The sequence below is a fragment of the Ruegeria sp. F5 genome, assembly GCF_056533845.1.
Genome location: NZ_JBQFOU010000001.1, coordinates 450,656 through 465,794, shown reverse-complemented (window position 1 = coordinate 465,794; position 15,139 = coordinate 450,656). Strand labels below are relative to the sequence as shown.

The following is a 15,139-nucleotide window of genomic DNA, read 5'->3' as shown; positions in this document are numbered from 1 at the left end:
ATGAATTGCATAAACACAGTTTATGCAAGAACTTTGGAAACAGCTTGGGTCGCCCCGCAATCTTGTCGTCTTCGAGGCGGCCGCGCGGTTGCAATCCTTCACGCGCGCCGCGCAGGAGCTGAACGTGCAGCAACCTGCGGTCAGCGTATCCATTCGACGTCTTGAAGAAGGGCTGGGCACGCCCTTGTTCACCCGCAGCCACCGTAAGGTCATCCTGACCGGTGCCGGAGAGCGTCTTCTGGCGGATGTCTCGCGCGCGTTCGAGCAGTTGGCCTTGTCGGTTGAATCCATCCAGCAAACAAAACGGGCCGGCTATGTCACACTCAGCGCGTCAACCGCTTTCAACAATTACTGGATCATGCCGCGCCTTGCCGATTTGCAGAGCCAGCATCCAAAGATCGACCTGCGCCTGCAATCCAGCGACCGGGAACCCGATATTGACGCCGAAAACATAAGTCTGGCGGTGCGTCAGGGGGATGGAAACTGGGCCGGGTGCGAAAGTGCCCTGATCGCCGAAGAAGTGATTTATCCCGTCGCCTCGCCACGTGTTATGGCGGCGGCGGTGGATTTGCGCAGTTTGCCGAACATGTTGAACCAGCGGCTGATTCATCTTGAAGAGCCGATCCGTCAACGACCCAGCTGGAGCGACTGGTTCGCGCATTTCTCAATCAGGAACGCTGTCCCCAATACGGGTCTGCGTCTGAACGACTACGCCCTTGTGCTGCAGGCCGCCATGGCGGGTGAGGGCTTTGCCTTTGGCTGGAAACACCTGACCGACGGTTTGATAGATCAGGGTCTTCTTGCCGGCAGACCCAACTGGCAATGGGCGACCGGCAAGGGGTTCTACTTGGTCTGGTCCAAAAAGACGCCACTCTCGGACGATGCGATAAAAGTACGAGATTGGGTTTTGCACACCGCGAGCAGTGCGGGAAACTAGTGCCGGATCGGACCTGCGTTGGACCTTGAGATTTCCGCGCTGTGTTTCCAATCGCTCCGGGAACCGGTTCACCGGAATTTTTGACCATCAGGTGCGGGCTTTTTCGAAGGCGGTCCAGGCGGCTTCGAAGGCGGCGAAGTCGAAGCCCTTGGCGCGGGCGGGCTCCAGCACCAGCTTTTCGGTCTCAAGCAGCTTGCGGATCGCATTGGCCAGTTTGGGAATGTCACCTGCCGGGATGACCAAAGCGCCGTGCCGGTCGGCGTGGATCAGATCGCTGTCTTCAACCTGCATGCCAAACACGGTGACAGGCGTTCCGATCTCGCGCACATGGACAAAGGCGTGGCTGGGGCCGACGGATCCGGCGATGACCGGGAACCCCTCGGGCAGGTCGCCAAGATCGCGCATCACGCCGTTGGTTAGCGCTCCGGACAGGCCAAAGCCCTTGTGGACGGTCGTGTTGATCTCACCCCAATAGGCGCCGATAGCATTCTCGCCGTCGACATCTTCGACCACCGCGATACCGGGGCGGGGGCCTTTGGACATGTGGCGGTAATAGTCCATGCGGCGGGCCTTGATCACATCCGCCGGTTCTGTCGGCGATTCGACCGCAGCGATCTTTGCAGTTCTGGCATAGCCGACGATGGCCCCGACATCCGGGTCGCTGCACAGCACCGTTCCGCGCGTGAACCGGTCAAAGCCGCGCCCGCCCTGAGCGACTTCGATGGCGTTGCAGACGGTGGGCGTGTCGACCGATTTCAACAGGGTCAGCAGGTCTTCATTCATTGTCAATTTCCTTGAGCCAGTGGCGCAGCGCCTGAGTGGTTTCTACGGGCTTTTCAAGGGTTGGCAGATGCCCGGCCCCGTCGATGATCACAAGTTCCGAGCGGGGCAACAGATCATGCATCAGCTCGTGCCGAGATATCGGGCACAGCTTGTCCTCGCGCCCGCACAAGGCCAGCGCCGGATTGCCGAACCGGCGCAGGTTGTCGGTCTGATCCGGCCTGTCGCGCAGGGCAATGGATTGCTGGCAAAACACCTCGGGGCCCAGGCTCAGCGCCATGTCCATGCACAGGTCCAGGATCTCGGCCCGATTTTCCGTGTCGCCAAGGTAGTTGGGCTTCATCTCGTCGCGCATCACGCTGTCCAGTTCTCCGCGGCTTGCGCGTTCCATCTGAGGGGCACGGCGGGCCTGTAAGTCGGGCAGTTCCGCCAGCGGGTTCGTGTCGAGCAGGGCCAGTCCAGCCACACGGTCGGGGGCTTGCCGGGCAATCTCCATCGCAACGATCCCGCCCATCGAGAGCCCGCCCAAAGCGAACCGTTCCGGCGCGCTGGCCAGAATCTGTGCCGCCAACCCGCCCATGGTCTCTCTGCCCGACAGCTTTGGCACCGAGACGGATCGTTCCGCTGAAAATGCCTCGATCTGAGGTGCAAACAGTCTGGCATCGCACATCATCCCCGGCAGCAATATCAGGGGGGTCATCTAACCCTCCGACACGGATGCGGCCCCGTCAGACAGCGCCGCGAGCTTGGCATAGGCAATCGAGGGGTCCACAGCCCCGAACCCGGCGAAAGTGCCAAAACCGCAATCGCTGCCTGCGATCACGCGTTCGTTGCCAACGATGTCGGTAAAGCGCGCGATGCGCTGTGCCACCAGATCGGGGTGTTCGACGAAATTGGTGGTCGTGTCGACGACGCCGGGTACCAGAACCTTGTCGTCGGGGATATCCGATTTGCGGTCGCGGAAGACGGTCCATTCATGCCCGTGGCGGGGGTTCGATGTTTCGAACAGCACATAGCGCGATTTGGTGGCCATCAGCGTGTCGAACATCTTGGCCATGGGGATGTCGCATAGATGTGGGCCTTCGTAATTGCCCCAGCAGATATGCACCCGCACCCGGTCCTGCGGCACATCCGACAATGCGTGGTTCAAAGCGTCCACATGCATCTGAGCGACCTTGATGAATTCCTCATCCGACAGGTCGGTGAACAGCATGTGGCGCGACAGGGCGAGGTCGGGGCAGTCCAGTTGCACGTCCAGACCGGCGGCCACGATGGTTTCGTATTCTTCCTTCATCGCGTCGGCCAGTGCGGCCAGATACGCCTCGCGCGATGTGTAGTAATCGTTTTGCAGGAACAGAGAGATCACGCCGGGGCTGGCGGCGTTCATGAAGCCGCGCGCGACCCCGTGTTCCTTCATTGCCGCCTTCAGGTTGGCGATGTCCTTTTGCAACTCGTCCTGCCCTTTGGACCGGACCTCACCCGTGCACATGGGGCGCGCGTATTGCGGCGTGCCGCCCGCATCTGCCAGACGTTGCAGAAAGCTGGGGAACATCTTCAGATCGGCAGGCGCATTGCGGGGGCTGTCGCCGGAAAACCCGGTGTAGCGATCCTTGACATAGGTCGCATAGCTGATCTTCGAGGTCTCGCCATCCGAGACGATGTCGATGCCAGCGTTTTTTTGCTGTCTGACGGTTTCCGAAACCGCTGCGGTCATGCAGGCATCGAAAGCAGCCTCGTCAAAGAGTTCCTTGCGCTCGCGGGCAAAGATGAAGTCCACCACCTCTTGCGTGCGGGGCAGGCTGCCCACATGGGTCGTTTGAACTCGGGTCATCCTTGTCTCCTTGGTCTTTTTCTGACGGCGGCCGGGGTCTGCCCCGGCCATCGCCGGTTTGATCAATCGCCGGTCCAGGTCGCGCCCGCAGGGTCGTCCGTGGCGGTGATCCGATAGAGGCCGGCCTGACCGGTCATCGATGGTGCCACGCTGTAGTGTTCGCCGGGCAGAACCAATGCGGTGTCGCCGATGGACAGGGTGACCACCACGTCGTTGATGGCGATGCGCCAATAGCCGCTGGCCGGCATCAGAACCACGGGTTTGGCCGCTTGGATTGGGGCATCCACGCTGGAGCCGCGCGTAAGGAAATCGACCTCGAACCCCGGTTTGTCCCTGATCATGCCGTTTTCGCCGATCACCACAGCGGGCTTGTTGGCGGCCAGCGCCATCAGGTCCCAATATCGGGCGACATATTTGCCGACCACATCCTCGACCGGAACTTCGGGATAGGCTTTCAGCTCGTCTTCGGTCAACAGGGGCATGGGTTGCACGTTGTGGGGCAGTTCCTCGCCCTTCTTGCTGTCGTAGAGCACGCCGTTGTTGCCCAGCATCAAACCATGGGCCCGCGCATCCTCGATCACTTGCGGTGCCCATGTGACACCGCCGCCCGCATCGTCGCCGCCGAGGATCGACATGATCATGCCGTAGTCCTGACCGACATTTTCAAAGCCACGGAAGATGCCGGTGGGAATGTTGAAGATGTCGCCTTCCTCGGCGATGAACTCACCTGCGGTGCCATACCGGCCCCAGAAGAACCGCCAGCGGCCCTTGGCGACAAAAAACACCTCGGCTGTGGTGTGGCTGTGCAAAGAGTTGCGGCATTTCGGCGGTTGCCCCGCCGCGCCGATGTTGAAGCCGATCTTGTCGGTGATGTGGACATGCTGATCGGGGCTTTCCGACACGCCGCCGCCGATGATGGTAAAGTTCTCCTTCTGGTCGGAACCAGGCGTGTGGGCATCGATAAAGGCGGTTTTGCAGGGCCGAAGCTCGCCATAGCGAACGATGCGGTCTTGGATGGTGCTCATGTTACGGTCTCCTTTGGGGTTTGGGGGATTGGTTTAAACCCCGGCCCCGGGAGGGCGGTTGTTCAGCCGCCGTGCCCGCAGGCTGGCGCGATGCGCGTGAAAGCGCCGCGCCGCCTGACTGGCATCCAGATATGAAACCCGTTGCGTCATTCAGACGTCCCCGGTTTGCAGCAGAATCTGTTTCCAGATCGCCACCTCGTCATACAAGCTGAATTCACGGCGCAGCCCCCACGGGCCGAACTCGGCATGGGACATTCCCATCACGTGCACCTTGGCCCCGGTCGGTCTTCCGAAGGCACCCCATCCGTCATGGGTCCCATCCAGCGACCAACGGACCGAGGCGCGCGGGGACATCATGTCGCCGTCATTGCCTACCTGATGGTGGATCTTGAGGTCCGCGCTCGGGAACGAGGACCGCAAACCGATCCAGAATTTACTGACCTCTTCGCGCCCGATCGCCTGTTTCGAACCGGCATATTCACCAATGACCGCGCGATCATAGTCCGCCAGAATATGGTTGAAATCCTTGTTCATGATCCGCGTCAGCGTGTCGGCGTAACGCGCACCCCATTCATTGTCGTTGCCGGTGCCGTGATAGCCGCCATCAACATCGATCTCGGGGGTGAAGGGGCGCGCTGCCTTGTCCGGGCCACCTTCCGAGGCGATCAGATCGCGGGTGAAATCCTCGGGCTCATGGCCCAGTTGGCGGACCAGCCCGCCATAGTCGCGGACCAGCCATTCGTCATAGATCGTCTCGCCCCTGGCGGCACAATCGGCGATCACGCGGACCACCCATTTCTTGCCGCTGGCCTTGCCGAACTGCCCGTCCTGCAGATGCGTCGCCGTGGTCAGCAAGCGGTGAGATGACAGGTGGCCATGCGCATCCGAATAGGACCAGATCACATCCTCGCCAAAAAGCTGACGGTCGGGGAATTCATGGCAGGTAGCCATGGTTGCGGCGATCACGCCCTGATTGCCATGGCTGACCCCCATCGGCGTACGCACCGGAATCTGCGGCGCATAATAACGGTTGAGCGTCTCGGTGCCGCGATCCTCCCAGATCTCTTTGGTGATCCCGAGGATATAATCGGGAAAGTCTTTCCACTTTTCGGCGTAAGTCATGGAGTGAAGCCTTTTGGTTTTCGCGCCGACCCCCGCATTTTCAAGGGGCCGGGGATGAGAATACTTTCCGAGGCCGCGCCATCCTCGATGCGGGACAAGAGGACATCGACGGTGGCGGCGACCATCTTGTTGATCGGCTGTCTGATGGTCGTCAGGTCATAGACAGGCCAGGCGGCAATTGGCACATCGTCATACCCCACGATGCTGACATCGTCGGGAACGGACAGGCCCAGTTCGAACCTGAGCGTGTCCATCACGGCAAAGGCCATGTGATCGTTGCCGACAAAGATCGCATCGGGCCGGTCCGAGGAACTGCACAGCGCGCGCGCAATGGCCGATGCGGTTTCCTGATTGTACATCCCGTCTTCGATGGCGACGGGTTCCAGCCCGTGATCCTTCAGACCATCGACAAACCCGCTCATCCGGTCCAGACCTGTCGAAGACCCCTGCCAGCCCGAGATATGGGCGATTTTCCTGTGGCCGCTTCTGGCAAGGAAATGGGCAACCGTGCGACCGCCCTGAACGTTGTCCGATGTCACCCGCGCCAGATTGCCGGTTTCCTGGCCCCGGTTGAACATGACCACCGGTATGCCCGCATCTTCGCACCGTTTGGCAATATCGCCCGACATCGCGACCGAGGCGGTGATGATCCCGTCCACTTGAAACGACATCAACTCTTCGACGATCTGGTCGACCCCATCGTCGTCCTTCGCCATGAACAGGAGAATATGATAGCCGCGCTCTTTCAAAGCCCGGTCCAGATACTCCAGCGCCATCGGGTAGAACTGGTTTTCCAGATAGGCCACGACCAAGCCGATGATCCGGCTTCTGCCGGTGATCATTGCCCGGGCCAGAGTGTTGGGGCGATAGCCCAGATCTTCCGCTGCTTTCCTGACCTTCTTGCGCGTCGCGGCCGAGGCCGATGCGCCCGGCGTGAACACCCGGCTGACCGCCGACTGGCTGACCCCGGCAAGGCGGGCAACGTCGAAGGATGTGACTTTTTCCGCCATCAGTCTGCCGTCCATCCGCCATCGACCAGCAGCGATGTGCCGGTGACAAGGCTTGCCGCGTCCGAGGCCAGAAAGACCGCAGCTCCCGTGATGTCTTCCAACTCGCCCACGCGGCCCAGCTTGATTTTATCTTCGATCCAGGCGCGCCGTTCGGGGATCGCCAGCGTCTGTTCGGCCAGGGGCGTGCGGATGAAAGTTGGCGCAAGCGCGTTCACCCGGATGCCATGCGGCCCCCATTCGATCGCCATCGACTTGGTAAAGCCTTCGACTGCGTGTTTCGTGCCGCAATAGACGGCCCGGTCGATGCCGCCAACCTGACCCATCTGGCTGGTAATGTTGATCAGGCTGCCGGGCTTTTCGGCCGCAATCAAACCGCGCGCCACGGCGCGGGTCAGGAAATAGGCGCCTTTGAAGTTCAGATCGCTGACCGCGTCGAAATCGGTCTCGGTGGTGTCCAGTGCCGGGCTGTGACGGGCCAGACCCGCCGAGTTGATCAGAATGTCGAACGGGCCGGCGGCATCGACCGCAGCCTCGGTTGCGGCGATATCGGCCACGTCCAGCACAAGCTGCGTGGCTGTCCAACCCTGCTCCGCAAAGGCGCCCACCACCTCGGCCAGCTTGTCTGCCCGTCGCGCCGCCACGGTCACCTGCGCCCCATGGCTGGCCAGAGCGGTGGCACAGGCCAGCCCGATGCCAGAGGACGCGCCGGTCACAAGCGCGCGTTTGCCGCTTAAGCTGAACGAGGGGGCAGGGGGCAGCTTCATCAGGGATCTCCTACGGGGAAAGGCACACGGCCCGGAACGCGGGCCTTGTTGAATTCCCTCAGCCGGGCAAAAACGTCAACGCCAAGCTGCCGGTATGCATCCAGAAGATCAACCAGAACCCAGTTTTCGCGGATCTTGCCATCCTCGAGCCGCCAGAAATCAAGACTGAGCATGGTGATCCGCTTGCCCGAGGGCGCGATGCCCATCCAGCCGTCATCGGTGACCGTCTGGATCATGTTGGGCCATCCGGTGACAGCGGCATAATCGCCATCGCCGAAGAAATGATAGGTGATCTCATCCACATACTGCCCGCGATCCGGCATGCCGCTCAGAAACGGAATCTGGTGCCAGTTGCGAAAACCCGCGATCCCGCGCCCGGTGCCGATCCCCGAGGGGCCGTACCAGTTCATGCGCGGATGCCAGAACCGCTCCATCTCCATCACCTCGGGGCCACCTTCGGACGGGTGCTTTTTCAGATGGTCCAGCATGTCGACGATGTGCTGACAACTCGCCCGTCCCCTAGCCGCATCATAGGGCCCCGGCACAAAACCGTCCTGCGTCGCCGGACCCGGCACATGCCATTCGCGGCCAAGGCTGGGGGCCATCGGCCAGGCATTGGCCTGCATCATCACTTCGGGGATGTCCCACAGCGCCTGCATCTCGACCACTTTGCCGTTTTCGAACCGAAAGAACTCATGGAACCGCATGGTCACCTGATGCCCGGTTGGCGGGATATCCAACCACGGCCCGCAGAAAGTGCCGGTGTAATACCCGCCGCAGCCCACCCAATCTGCGCCCTGTCCGTCCGGCCCGGCCATGACGATGTAGTCGCGGCGTTCCAGATCGGGCCACGCGGACAGCAGACCCCTATATGCCGTTTCGAAAAAAGCATCGCCGCCGACGCTGTCCCCAAAGGGATGGCACAGCCGGAACAGCGCATCGGGGATGCTGACCTCAGCCAGCGCCTTACGCACGTCCCCCTCGTCGAAATCATACATTGCCGCGCGCAGCGGCGAAATCGCGGCCTTGTTCCGGGTATGCGTATCAGTCTTCATCTTTTTCCAAATACTCTGGGGGAGGCTGAAAGCCGGGGGCAAAGCCCCCTATTCGGCAGCGTCCCGATAAGGTGCGGGGGCACCATAGGGGACGTTAATGCCGCCATACCGACGCACACGAACGTTGCACTGCTCGGCATGGCCCACAAAACCTTCCAGCAGGCACAGGCGCGAGCCATATTCGCCGATCAGCGTCGCGGCCTCATCGGTCAAAACCTTCTGATAGCTGTGCGTTTTCAGGTATTTGCCAACCCAAAGCCCGCCGGTATACCGCCCCGCCTTTTTCGTTGGCAGCGTGTGGTTGGTGCCGATCACCTTGTCCCCGTTCGAAACATTGGTGCGCGGCCCCAGGAACAGCGCGCCGTAGCAGGTCATGTTCTCAAGGAACCAGTCATCGCGGTCGGTCATGACCTGCACATGCTCGGATGCGATGTCATCGGCCACCTGCAGCATCTCGTCATAGGTGTCGCAGACGATCACCTCGCCATATTCGTCCCAGGATACTTTCGCGGTGCCCGCTGTCGGCAGGATGCCCAGCAGACGGTCGACCTCGGACAGGGTTTCCTCGGCCAGTTTGTGCGAGTTGGTCAGCAATACGCAGGGGCTGTTGTAACCATGCTCGGCCTGACCCAGCAGATCGGTGGCGCACAGCTCGGCATCGGCGGCGGTTTCATCGGCGATCACCATCGTCTCGGTGGGACCGGCGAACAGGTCGATGCCGACACGGCCAAAGAGCTGACGCTTGGCCTCGGCCACAAAGGCGTTGCCGGGGCCGACCAGCATATGCACGGGGTCGATGGTCTCGGTCCCCAGTGCCATTGCGCCGATGGCTTGAATGCCGCCCATCACATAGATCTCATGCGCACCGCCCAGATGCATGGCCGCGATCACAGCCGGGTTGGGCTTACCCTGAAACGGAGGGGTACAGGCGATGATCCGCGGCACACCGGCGACCGAGGCCGTGGCCACGGACATATGCGCCGACGCGACCATCGGGAACTTGCCGCCCGGCACATAGCACCCGACGGACTGCACGGGGATGTTCTTGTGGCCCAGAATCACGCCGGGCAGGGTTTCAACCTCGATATCCAGCATCGAGTCCCGCTGCGCCTGCGCAAAGTTACGGACCTGGGCCTGAGCGAACTTGATGTCCGCCAGTTCGCGCTCGGTCAGCTGGCTCATCAGATCGTCGATCTCGGCCTGCGACAGGCGGAATGAGGCGGGCGAGTAACTGTCGAACTTCTCGCTCAGCTCGCGCACGGCGGCATCGCCGCGGGTTTCGATATCTTTCAGCGTGGCTTCCACCACGGCGCGGGTCTTGGCGTCGTCCTCAGCCCGGTCCGCGTCAGATTTACCGCGTTTCAGATATTGGATCGACATGTTCGTCTCCTAACGATCGGAAGTTGGTTGCGTTGCCAAGTGATCATTCCCAGCCTTTCCCTTGAAAGACGTCGCCACCCAGTTGCTTCACAACATTTGCAAAATCGACGCGCACGATGTTCTCGGCTATTTTCGAGCCTTCGATGCGCCAGAAATCGATATATGGAATACGGATGGGCTGCCCCTTGGCGGGTATGCCCATGAAGTCCTGTTCCAGCGTCGCGTGACAGGCGCCAAAGCAGGCAGCCCAGTCGCCGTCCTGCATGAAATGTTCGGTCCTGAAGTCATGGTTGCCGAAGTATTGGCGGAAGGGCAGATACCAGCCGTTCTCGAATTCGGTCAGACCGTGTTTCAAGCCACAGCCATAATTCGCATCCCAGACGAAGTCGGGGTGGAAATAGTCTGAAACATCCACTTCGATGCGCTGCAGCGCGGCCTCCATCGCCTGGACGACGTCCAGCGGCCTGGCGGTCGCGCCCTGGCCCGCCTGACCGCGCCACAGGCGCTCCACGGGCGGATCAAGCCGGTCCCAGCCGTGCCCGTCAAACACATCCCAGCCGAGCTGCGCGGCAACGCTCGCCAGATCGACATCCACCTTGTTGTAGGCAATGCGACCGTCCCGGACCTGCCAGAAATCCACATAAGGGATGCTCAGCGGACGGTCCGTCGTCGCAAGACCCATGAAATCGCCGGAATGGGTGGCGTGACAGGTGCCGATACAGGCTGCCCAGTCGCCATCTTCAAGCCATAACTGTGTGTCAAAGCGACGATCCCCGAATGCCGCGCGGAAGGGTTTCTGCCAACCGGTCCGGAACTCTTGCAGTCCGGATTTGCGGCCACATCCGGCATTGCCATCCCACACAAAATCCTCGTGAAACCAGCGCGACATGTCGGTTTCGGATCGCCCGAGTGCATTTTCCATGTCTTTCACCAAGTCCAGAACGGCGGCCATTACACGCCTCCGCCGGGCATTGGCGGTGTCGCCTCGCCCCGGTCGTAGGTTTCCCAGCCTTTGCCGCCGAACACATCGTGGCCCAGCTGCGCCAGCACATGCGGGAAATCGACCATCACCCAATTGTCCACGATCTTGCCGTCGACAACTTTCCAGAAGTCCATGTATCGGATATCGACGCGCTTGCCAGTCGGGGCGATGCCCATGAATTCGCCCGAATGCGTTGCCTCCTGCCGACCAAAGGCTGCGGCCCATTCGCCCATGTAAAGGCGGGCTTCATCAACGCAGACCTTGTCGGAAAACGCCGCCTGAAACGGGCGTTGCCAGTTGTCCTGAAACTCTTGCAGCCCGGTCTTGGTGCCGCATCCGGTGTTGCCCATCCAACGGAAACCTTCCGAGAAGAACTCACCGATATCGCTGATGCGGTGATCGTTCAGGCCATCGACCATGCCTTCGATGACGGCCTGTGTCTCGGCGGTCTTGCTCAGATCCGTGTCGCGGCTGAGAACCGCTTGTTCAGGACGAGACCCTTTCATGGCAATCCTTTCTTCATGCCTTCGGTAAATGCATATTTCGATCGCAAGGGCGACTTGCGATGCGCTGACGTCAGTCCAGCCGTTCGCCGGTTTTGGCGTCAAACAGGTGGCAGACGGACGAGGGGATATCGACCGCCACCCGCGTCCCGATCTCGGCCCGGTACTCTTTGCCCGCGCGGACCGAGGCAATGGTGCCGCCCAGTTTCAGAGTAACGATCGTTGCGTCGCCAAGCAGTTCAAGCGAATAGAGCGGGGCCGCAGAAGAGCCCTCTGGGCTGATGCTCGCGTCCTCGGCGCGGAACCCGAGGGTCACGGCGCCCTGATGCGAGGTCTGAAGGCCTTCGATTCGAACGTTTTCGCCGGTGAACACGCCGCCGGACACTTCGCCCTCCAGCAGGTTCATCGCGGGGCTTCCGATGAAGCTGGCAACAAAGGTATTCGCTGGCGTGTCATAGATATCTGTCGGTGTCCCGACCTGCTGCACCACGCCCTTGCTCATCACGACGACCCGGTCGGCCAGTGTCATCGCCTCGATCTGGTCATGGGTCACGTAGATCGTCGTGACCTGCAATTCATGGCTGAGGTTCTTGATCTGATGGCGCGTCGAAACCCGCAGCTTGGCATCGAGGTTTGACAGGGGCTCATCCATCAGGAACACATTGGGCTCGCGCACGATGGCGCGCGCCAGAGCGACGCGCTGACGCTGACCCCCTGACAATTCCGCGGGACGGCGGTGCATGAATTCGGTCAGCTCAACCATTTCAGCCGCACGTCTGACACGCTCGTCATGGGTTGCAGGATCGGTTTTGCGCACCTTCAGGGGGAAGCGGATATTCTCGTAGACATCCAGATTCGGATAGAGCGCATAGCTTTGAAACACCATCGCGACATCGCGATCCTTGGGGTCCAGATCATTCACGACCTGGCCGTCAATTGTGATCTCACCTTCGCTGATATCCTCCAGCCCGGCGATCATCCGCATCGTCGTCGTCTTGCCGCAGCCGGAGGGGCCGAGCAGAACCAGAAACTCTTTATCCGCGATCGTCAGATCAAAGTTGTGCACGCCCACAAAGGACCCCCACCGCTTTGAAATGTTCTTGAGCTGAATCTCCGCCATGGATACCCCACAGTTTGCATGCGTTCGCAAAAAACATGCAAAAGATTCGGCTGAATAGCAAGCGGAAGTTGTGGGGTTCATGTGATTCACGCCCGTGAAATAGGCCGTATTAAGCCATGAACTGCGTAATATTAAGAAAAATCAACACCAATAAGGATTAGCTTGTCATGTGGAGATAAATTGGCATAATGATGAATGCGAATGCATAAATGGCGAAGCGACGCCGAAAAAACAAAGGACTTAGCAGGTTGGCACCTGCTCAGTTACCAACCGGAGGATCCCTAACGATGAATCTAGTTAAAAACTTCGCTGCCGGTGCGGTTGCGGCTCTGATGGCCACTGCCGCCTATGCCGAGTGCGAGATTGCCAGCGGCAACGTCAACGTGCTGGCCAATGACTTCCCGGCACTCAAGGCGATCACGTCCACGGCGGCTGAATGCACTGGCGGCGTGACGGTTGCAGCCAACCACAACAAGGATTTCCGCAACATCACCGTTCAGGCGCTGACGGCGAACCCGGCTGAATATACCTCGGTCATTGTTGCGAACTCTTCGATCGTGCCGCTGCTGAACGAAGGTCTGATCCGCCCGCTGGATGATCTGGTCGCCAAACACGGTCAGGCGCTTGGCAAGAACCAGCTGATCACCATCGACGGCAAGATCATGGCCATCGCCTTCATGGCAAACGCGCAGCACCTGTTCGTGCGTCAGGACATTCTGGATCAGGTCGGCAAGCCCGTGCCTGCGACCTGGGAAGAGGTGGTCGAAACCGGCAAGGCGATCAAGGATGCCGGTCTCATGGATCATCCCTTTGCGTTCCTCAGCATGTCTGACTGGAACCTGGGCGAAGAGTTCGTGAACATGTATCTGGGCCACGGGGGCGAGTTCTTCAAACCCGGCACGGCGGAACCGGCGATCAACAACGAAACGGGTGTTGCGACGCTGAACATGATGAAAGACCTGGTGTCGCTGTCGAACCCGGACTTCCTGACCTACAACACCGCGACCGTGGTGCCGATCTGGAAATCGGGCGATCTGGCGATTGCGCAGCTTTGGGGCTCGAGCGGTGGTGAACTGCTGGGCGGTGAAGGCGCGGCGGAAGGTGTTGCGGAAAACACCGTTCTGGCCGGTGCGCCGACCGTTGCGGGTGGCGACACCCCTTCCTCCACCCTTTGGTGGGACGGTTTCACCATCTCCAAGAACATCTCGGACGAAGATGCCGAGGCGACCTTTATTGCCATGATGAATGGCATTTCGCCACAGATGGTCGAATCGAACAACGACGCGGCGGTCTGGCTGATGGATTCGTACAAGCCGGGCCCGGCGGCGGTTGGCGTGGCTGAAACCGCAACAGGCGGGGCCGAGCCATACCCGATGCTGCCCTATATGGGCCTGCTGCATCAGGCGTTTTTCGAAGAACTGCCGGACTTCCTGCAGGGCAACGAAAGCGCTGAGCAGACGCTGGCGGATATCGAAGCGGCATATATCGCAGCGGCAAAAGAAGCCGGTTACCTCTGAGGATTGCCTCTGAAGAACACCCGGGGCGGTCAGGTCCGCCCCGGGTCACCCAATCGCGAAGCTGACGCAGGTGTTGGTCTATGAAACATCGCACGTTCTTCTGGTTCATACTGCCATCGCTGGCCGCAATGATCCTGTTTATTGCGCTGCCTACCGTGTCGGTTGCTATCCAGTCTTTGTTTGTCGAACACGAACAGATCATGGTCGAGGTGGAAAATTGCGGACCGTTCAAATGCGAAACGGTTTTGCAGGTTGATACTGAGGCCACGGCAGCCCTGCAGGAAGAAGCCCCCTTAGGCCGGTTCAACGGTCTGCGCACGTATACGAACCGCAAACACCTTGCCTTTGAACAAGTGGGCGTGGCCTGGGCGGAAACGGACTCCTTTGGCGCGTTCTTCTCAGAGCTGTTGAACCTGCCGTTCTACAAAGCACTCATCTTTACGCTGACCTACACGTTTGTTGTCACACCCCTGGTGGTCTTGTTCGGGCTGGGTGTAGCGCTTGCGGTCAACAGGGTCCCCAGCTTGTTGAAGGGACCGACTATTTTCGTATCTCTGCTGCCCATGATCGTGACGCCGCTGGTGGGGGCGCTGATCATTTTCTGGATGGTGGATGCCGACGGTATCATCGGCGCGACGCTGCAGTGGATGTTCAGTGACCCGAACCTTTCGCTAAAGGCCTCGGCACCGCTGACATGGATCATGTTGATCGTCTACGGAATCTGGAGTTCGACCCCGTTCAGCTTCATTGTCTTTTACGCCGGGTTGCAGACCGTCCCGAAGGAAACGCTTGAGGCCGCGAAAATTGATGGCGCCACCCGCTGGCAGGCCATCCGCTTTGTGGTTGTGCCGTACATGATGCCTCTGGTCGTGTTCATCACGTTGATGCAGTTGATGGACAACTTCCGGATGCTTGAACCCATTCTGGCGTTCCAGGCTTCGGCCAAAGCGACCTCATTGTCGTACATCATCTACAACGACTTGCGCGGCGGCGACATTCCGCAATTCGGATCTGCCGGTGCCTCATCGATCATGACGATCATAGGCGTCGCTATCCTTCTGACACCCGTGCTGATCCGCACATGGCGCGACTTTAACCGGAAAAGGGCCTGAT

The 15,139-nt window shown here is 60.2% G+C and carries 15 protein-coding genes; 3 read left to right on the top strand and 12 right to left on the bottom strand.

What is annotated here, in order from left to right:
* Positions 1-22 precede the first annotated feature (22 nt).
* Entirely contained in the window at positions 23-937 is a 915-nt protein-coding gene (locus ACR0K1_RS02000; RefSeq protein ID WP_480848474.1) for a LysR substrate-binding domain-containing protein, read from the top strand.
* A gap of 87 nt (positions 938-1,024) precedes the next feature.
* Here ACR0K1_RS02000 and ACR0K1_RS01995 read toward each other — a convergent pair whose 3' ends face one another.
* From ACR0K1_RS01995 to ACR0K1_RS01940, 12 genes are all read right to left on the bottom strand, one after another.
* Positions 1,025-1,720 carry an RraA family protein gene (locus ACR0K1_RS01995; RefSeq protein WP_480848472.1) on the bottom strand — a complete coding sequence of 232 codons (696 nt, stop codon included), beginning with the start codon at positions 1,718-1,720 and terminating at the stop codon, positions 1,025-1,027.
* Positions 1,713-2,417: an alpha/beta fold hydrolase gene (locus tag ACR0K1_RS01990; RefSeq protein ID WP_480848470.1), complete on the bottom strand. Its 705-nt coding sequence runs from the start codon at positions 2,415-2,417 to the stop codon at positions 1,713-1,715. Before ACR0K1_RS01990 ends, ACR0K1_RS01995 begins: the two co-directional genes overlap by 8 nt.
* Entirely contained in the window at positions 2,418-3,548 is a 1,131-nt protein-coding gene (locus ACR0K1_RS01985) for a cobalamin-independent methionine synthase II family protein (RefSeq protein ID WP_480848467.1), read from the bottom strand.
* Positions 3,549-3,610: 62 nt separating this feature from the next.
* A complete protein-coding gene (locus tag ACR0K1_RS01980) occupies positions 3,611-4,573 on the bottom strand; it encodes a cupin domain-containing protein (protein WP_480848465.1) in 963 nt (320 codons plus the stop codon).
* 150 nt (positions 4,574-4,723) lie between these two features.
* Entirely contained in the window at positions 4,724-5,695 is a 972-nt protein-coding gene (locus tag ACR0K1_RS01975) for a nuclear transport factor 2 family protein (protein ID WP_480848463.1), read from the bottom strand.
* The gene (locus tag ACR0K1_RS01970) at positions 5,692-6,720 is read right to left on the bottom strand and encodes a LacI family DNA-binding transcriptional regulator (protein ID WP_480611375.1); all 1,029 of its coding nucleotides are present in this window, start codon (positions 6,718-6,720) and stop codon (positions 5,692-5,694) included. The genes ACR0K1_RS01975 and ACR0K1_RS01970 overlap by 4 nt, the downstream gene beginning before the upstream one ends.
* Positions 6,705-7,469 carry an SDR family NAD(P)-dependent oxidoreductase gene (locus ACR0K1_RS01965; protein WP_480611377.1) on the bottom strand — a complete coding sequence of 255 codons (765 nt, stop codon included), beginning with the start codon at positions 7,467-7,469 and terminating at the stop codon, positions 6,705-6,707. Before ACR0K1_RS01965 ends, ACR0K1_RS01970 begins: the two co-directional genes overlap by 16 nt.
* Positions 7,469-8,524 (bottom strand): ester cyclase, encoded by a 1,056-nt coding sequence (locus tag ACR0K1_RS01960; RefSeq protein ID WP_480611379.1) that lies wholly within the window; start codon positions 8,522-8,524, stop codon positions 7,469-7,471. The genes ACR0K1_RS01965 and ACR0K1_RS01960 overlap by 1 nt, the downstream gene beginning before the upstream one ends.
* A gap of 48 nt (positions 8,525-8,572) precedes the next feature.
* Complete coding sequence (gene hisD / locus ACR0K1_RS01955) at positions 8,573-9,904, bottom strand: histidinol dehydrogenase (protein WP_480611381.1); 1,332 nt, start codon at positions 9,902-9,904, stop codon at positions 8,573-8,575.
* Positions 9,905-9,947: 43 nt separating this feature from the next.
* Positions 9,948-10,856, bottom strand: a complete 909-nt coding sequence (locus tag ACR0K1_RS01950) for an ester cyclase (RefSeq protein ID WP_480611383.1) — start codon at positions 10,854-10,856, stop codon at positions 9,948-9,950.
* Positions 10,856-11,392, bottom strand: a complete 537-nt coding sequence (locus tag ACR0K1_RS01945) for an ester cyclase (RefSeq protein ID WP_480611385.1) — start codon at positions 11,390-11,392, stop codon at positions 10,856-10,858. Before ACR0K1_RS01945 ends, ACR0K1_RS01950 begins: the two co-directional genes overlap by 1 nt.
* 70 nt (positions 11,393-11,462) lie before the next feature.
* Entirely contained in the window at positions 11,463-12,509 is a 1,047-nt protein-coding gene (locus ACR0K1_RS01940; protein ID WP_480611387.1) for an ABC transporter ATP-binding protein, read from the bottom strand.
* Positions 12,510-12,796: 287 nt separating this feature from the next.
* On the opposite strand from ACR0K1_RS01940, the gene ACR0K1_RS01935 reads away from it, so the two are divergent.
* Positions 12,797-14,026 carry an ABC transporter substrate-binding protein gene (locus tag ACR0K1_RS01935; RefSeq protein WP_480611389.1) on the top strand — a complete coding sequence of 410 codons (1,230 nt, stop codon included), beginning with the start codon at positions 12,797-12,799 and terminating at the stop codon, positions 14,024-14,026.
* Positions 14,027-14,106: 80 nt separating this feature from the next.
* Positions 14,107-15,138 (top strand): carbohydrate ABC transporter permease, encoded by a 1,032-nt coding sequence (locus tag ACR0K1_RS01930; RefSeq protein ID WP_480611391.1) that lies wholly within the window; start codon positions 14,107-14,109, stop codon positions 15,136-15,138.
* The last annotated feature ends 1 nt before the right edge of the window (position 15,139 follow it).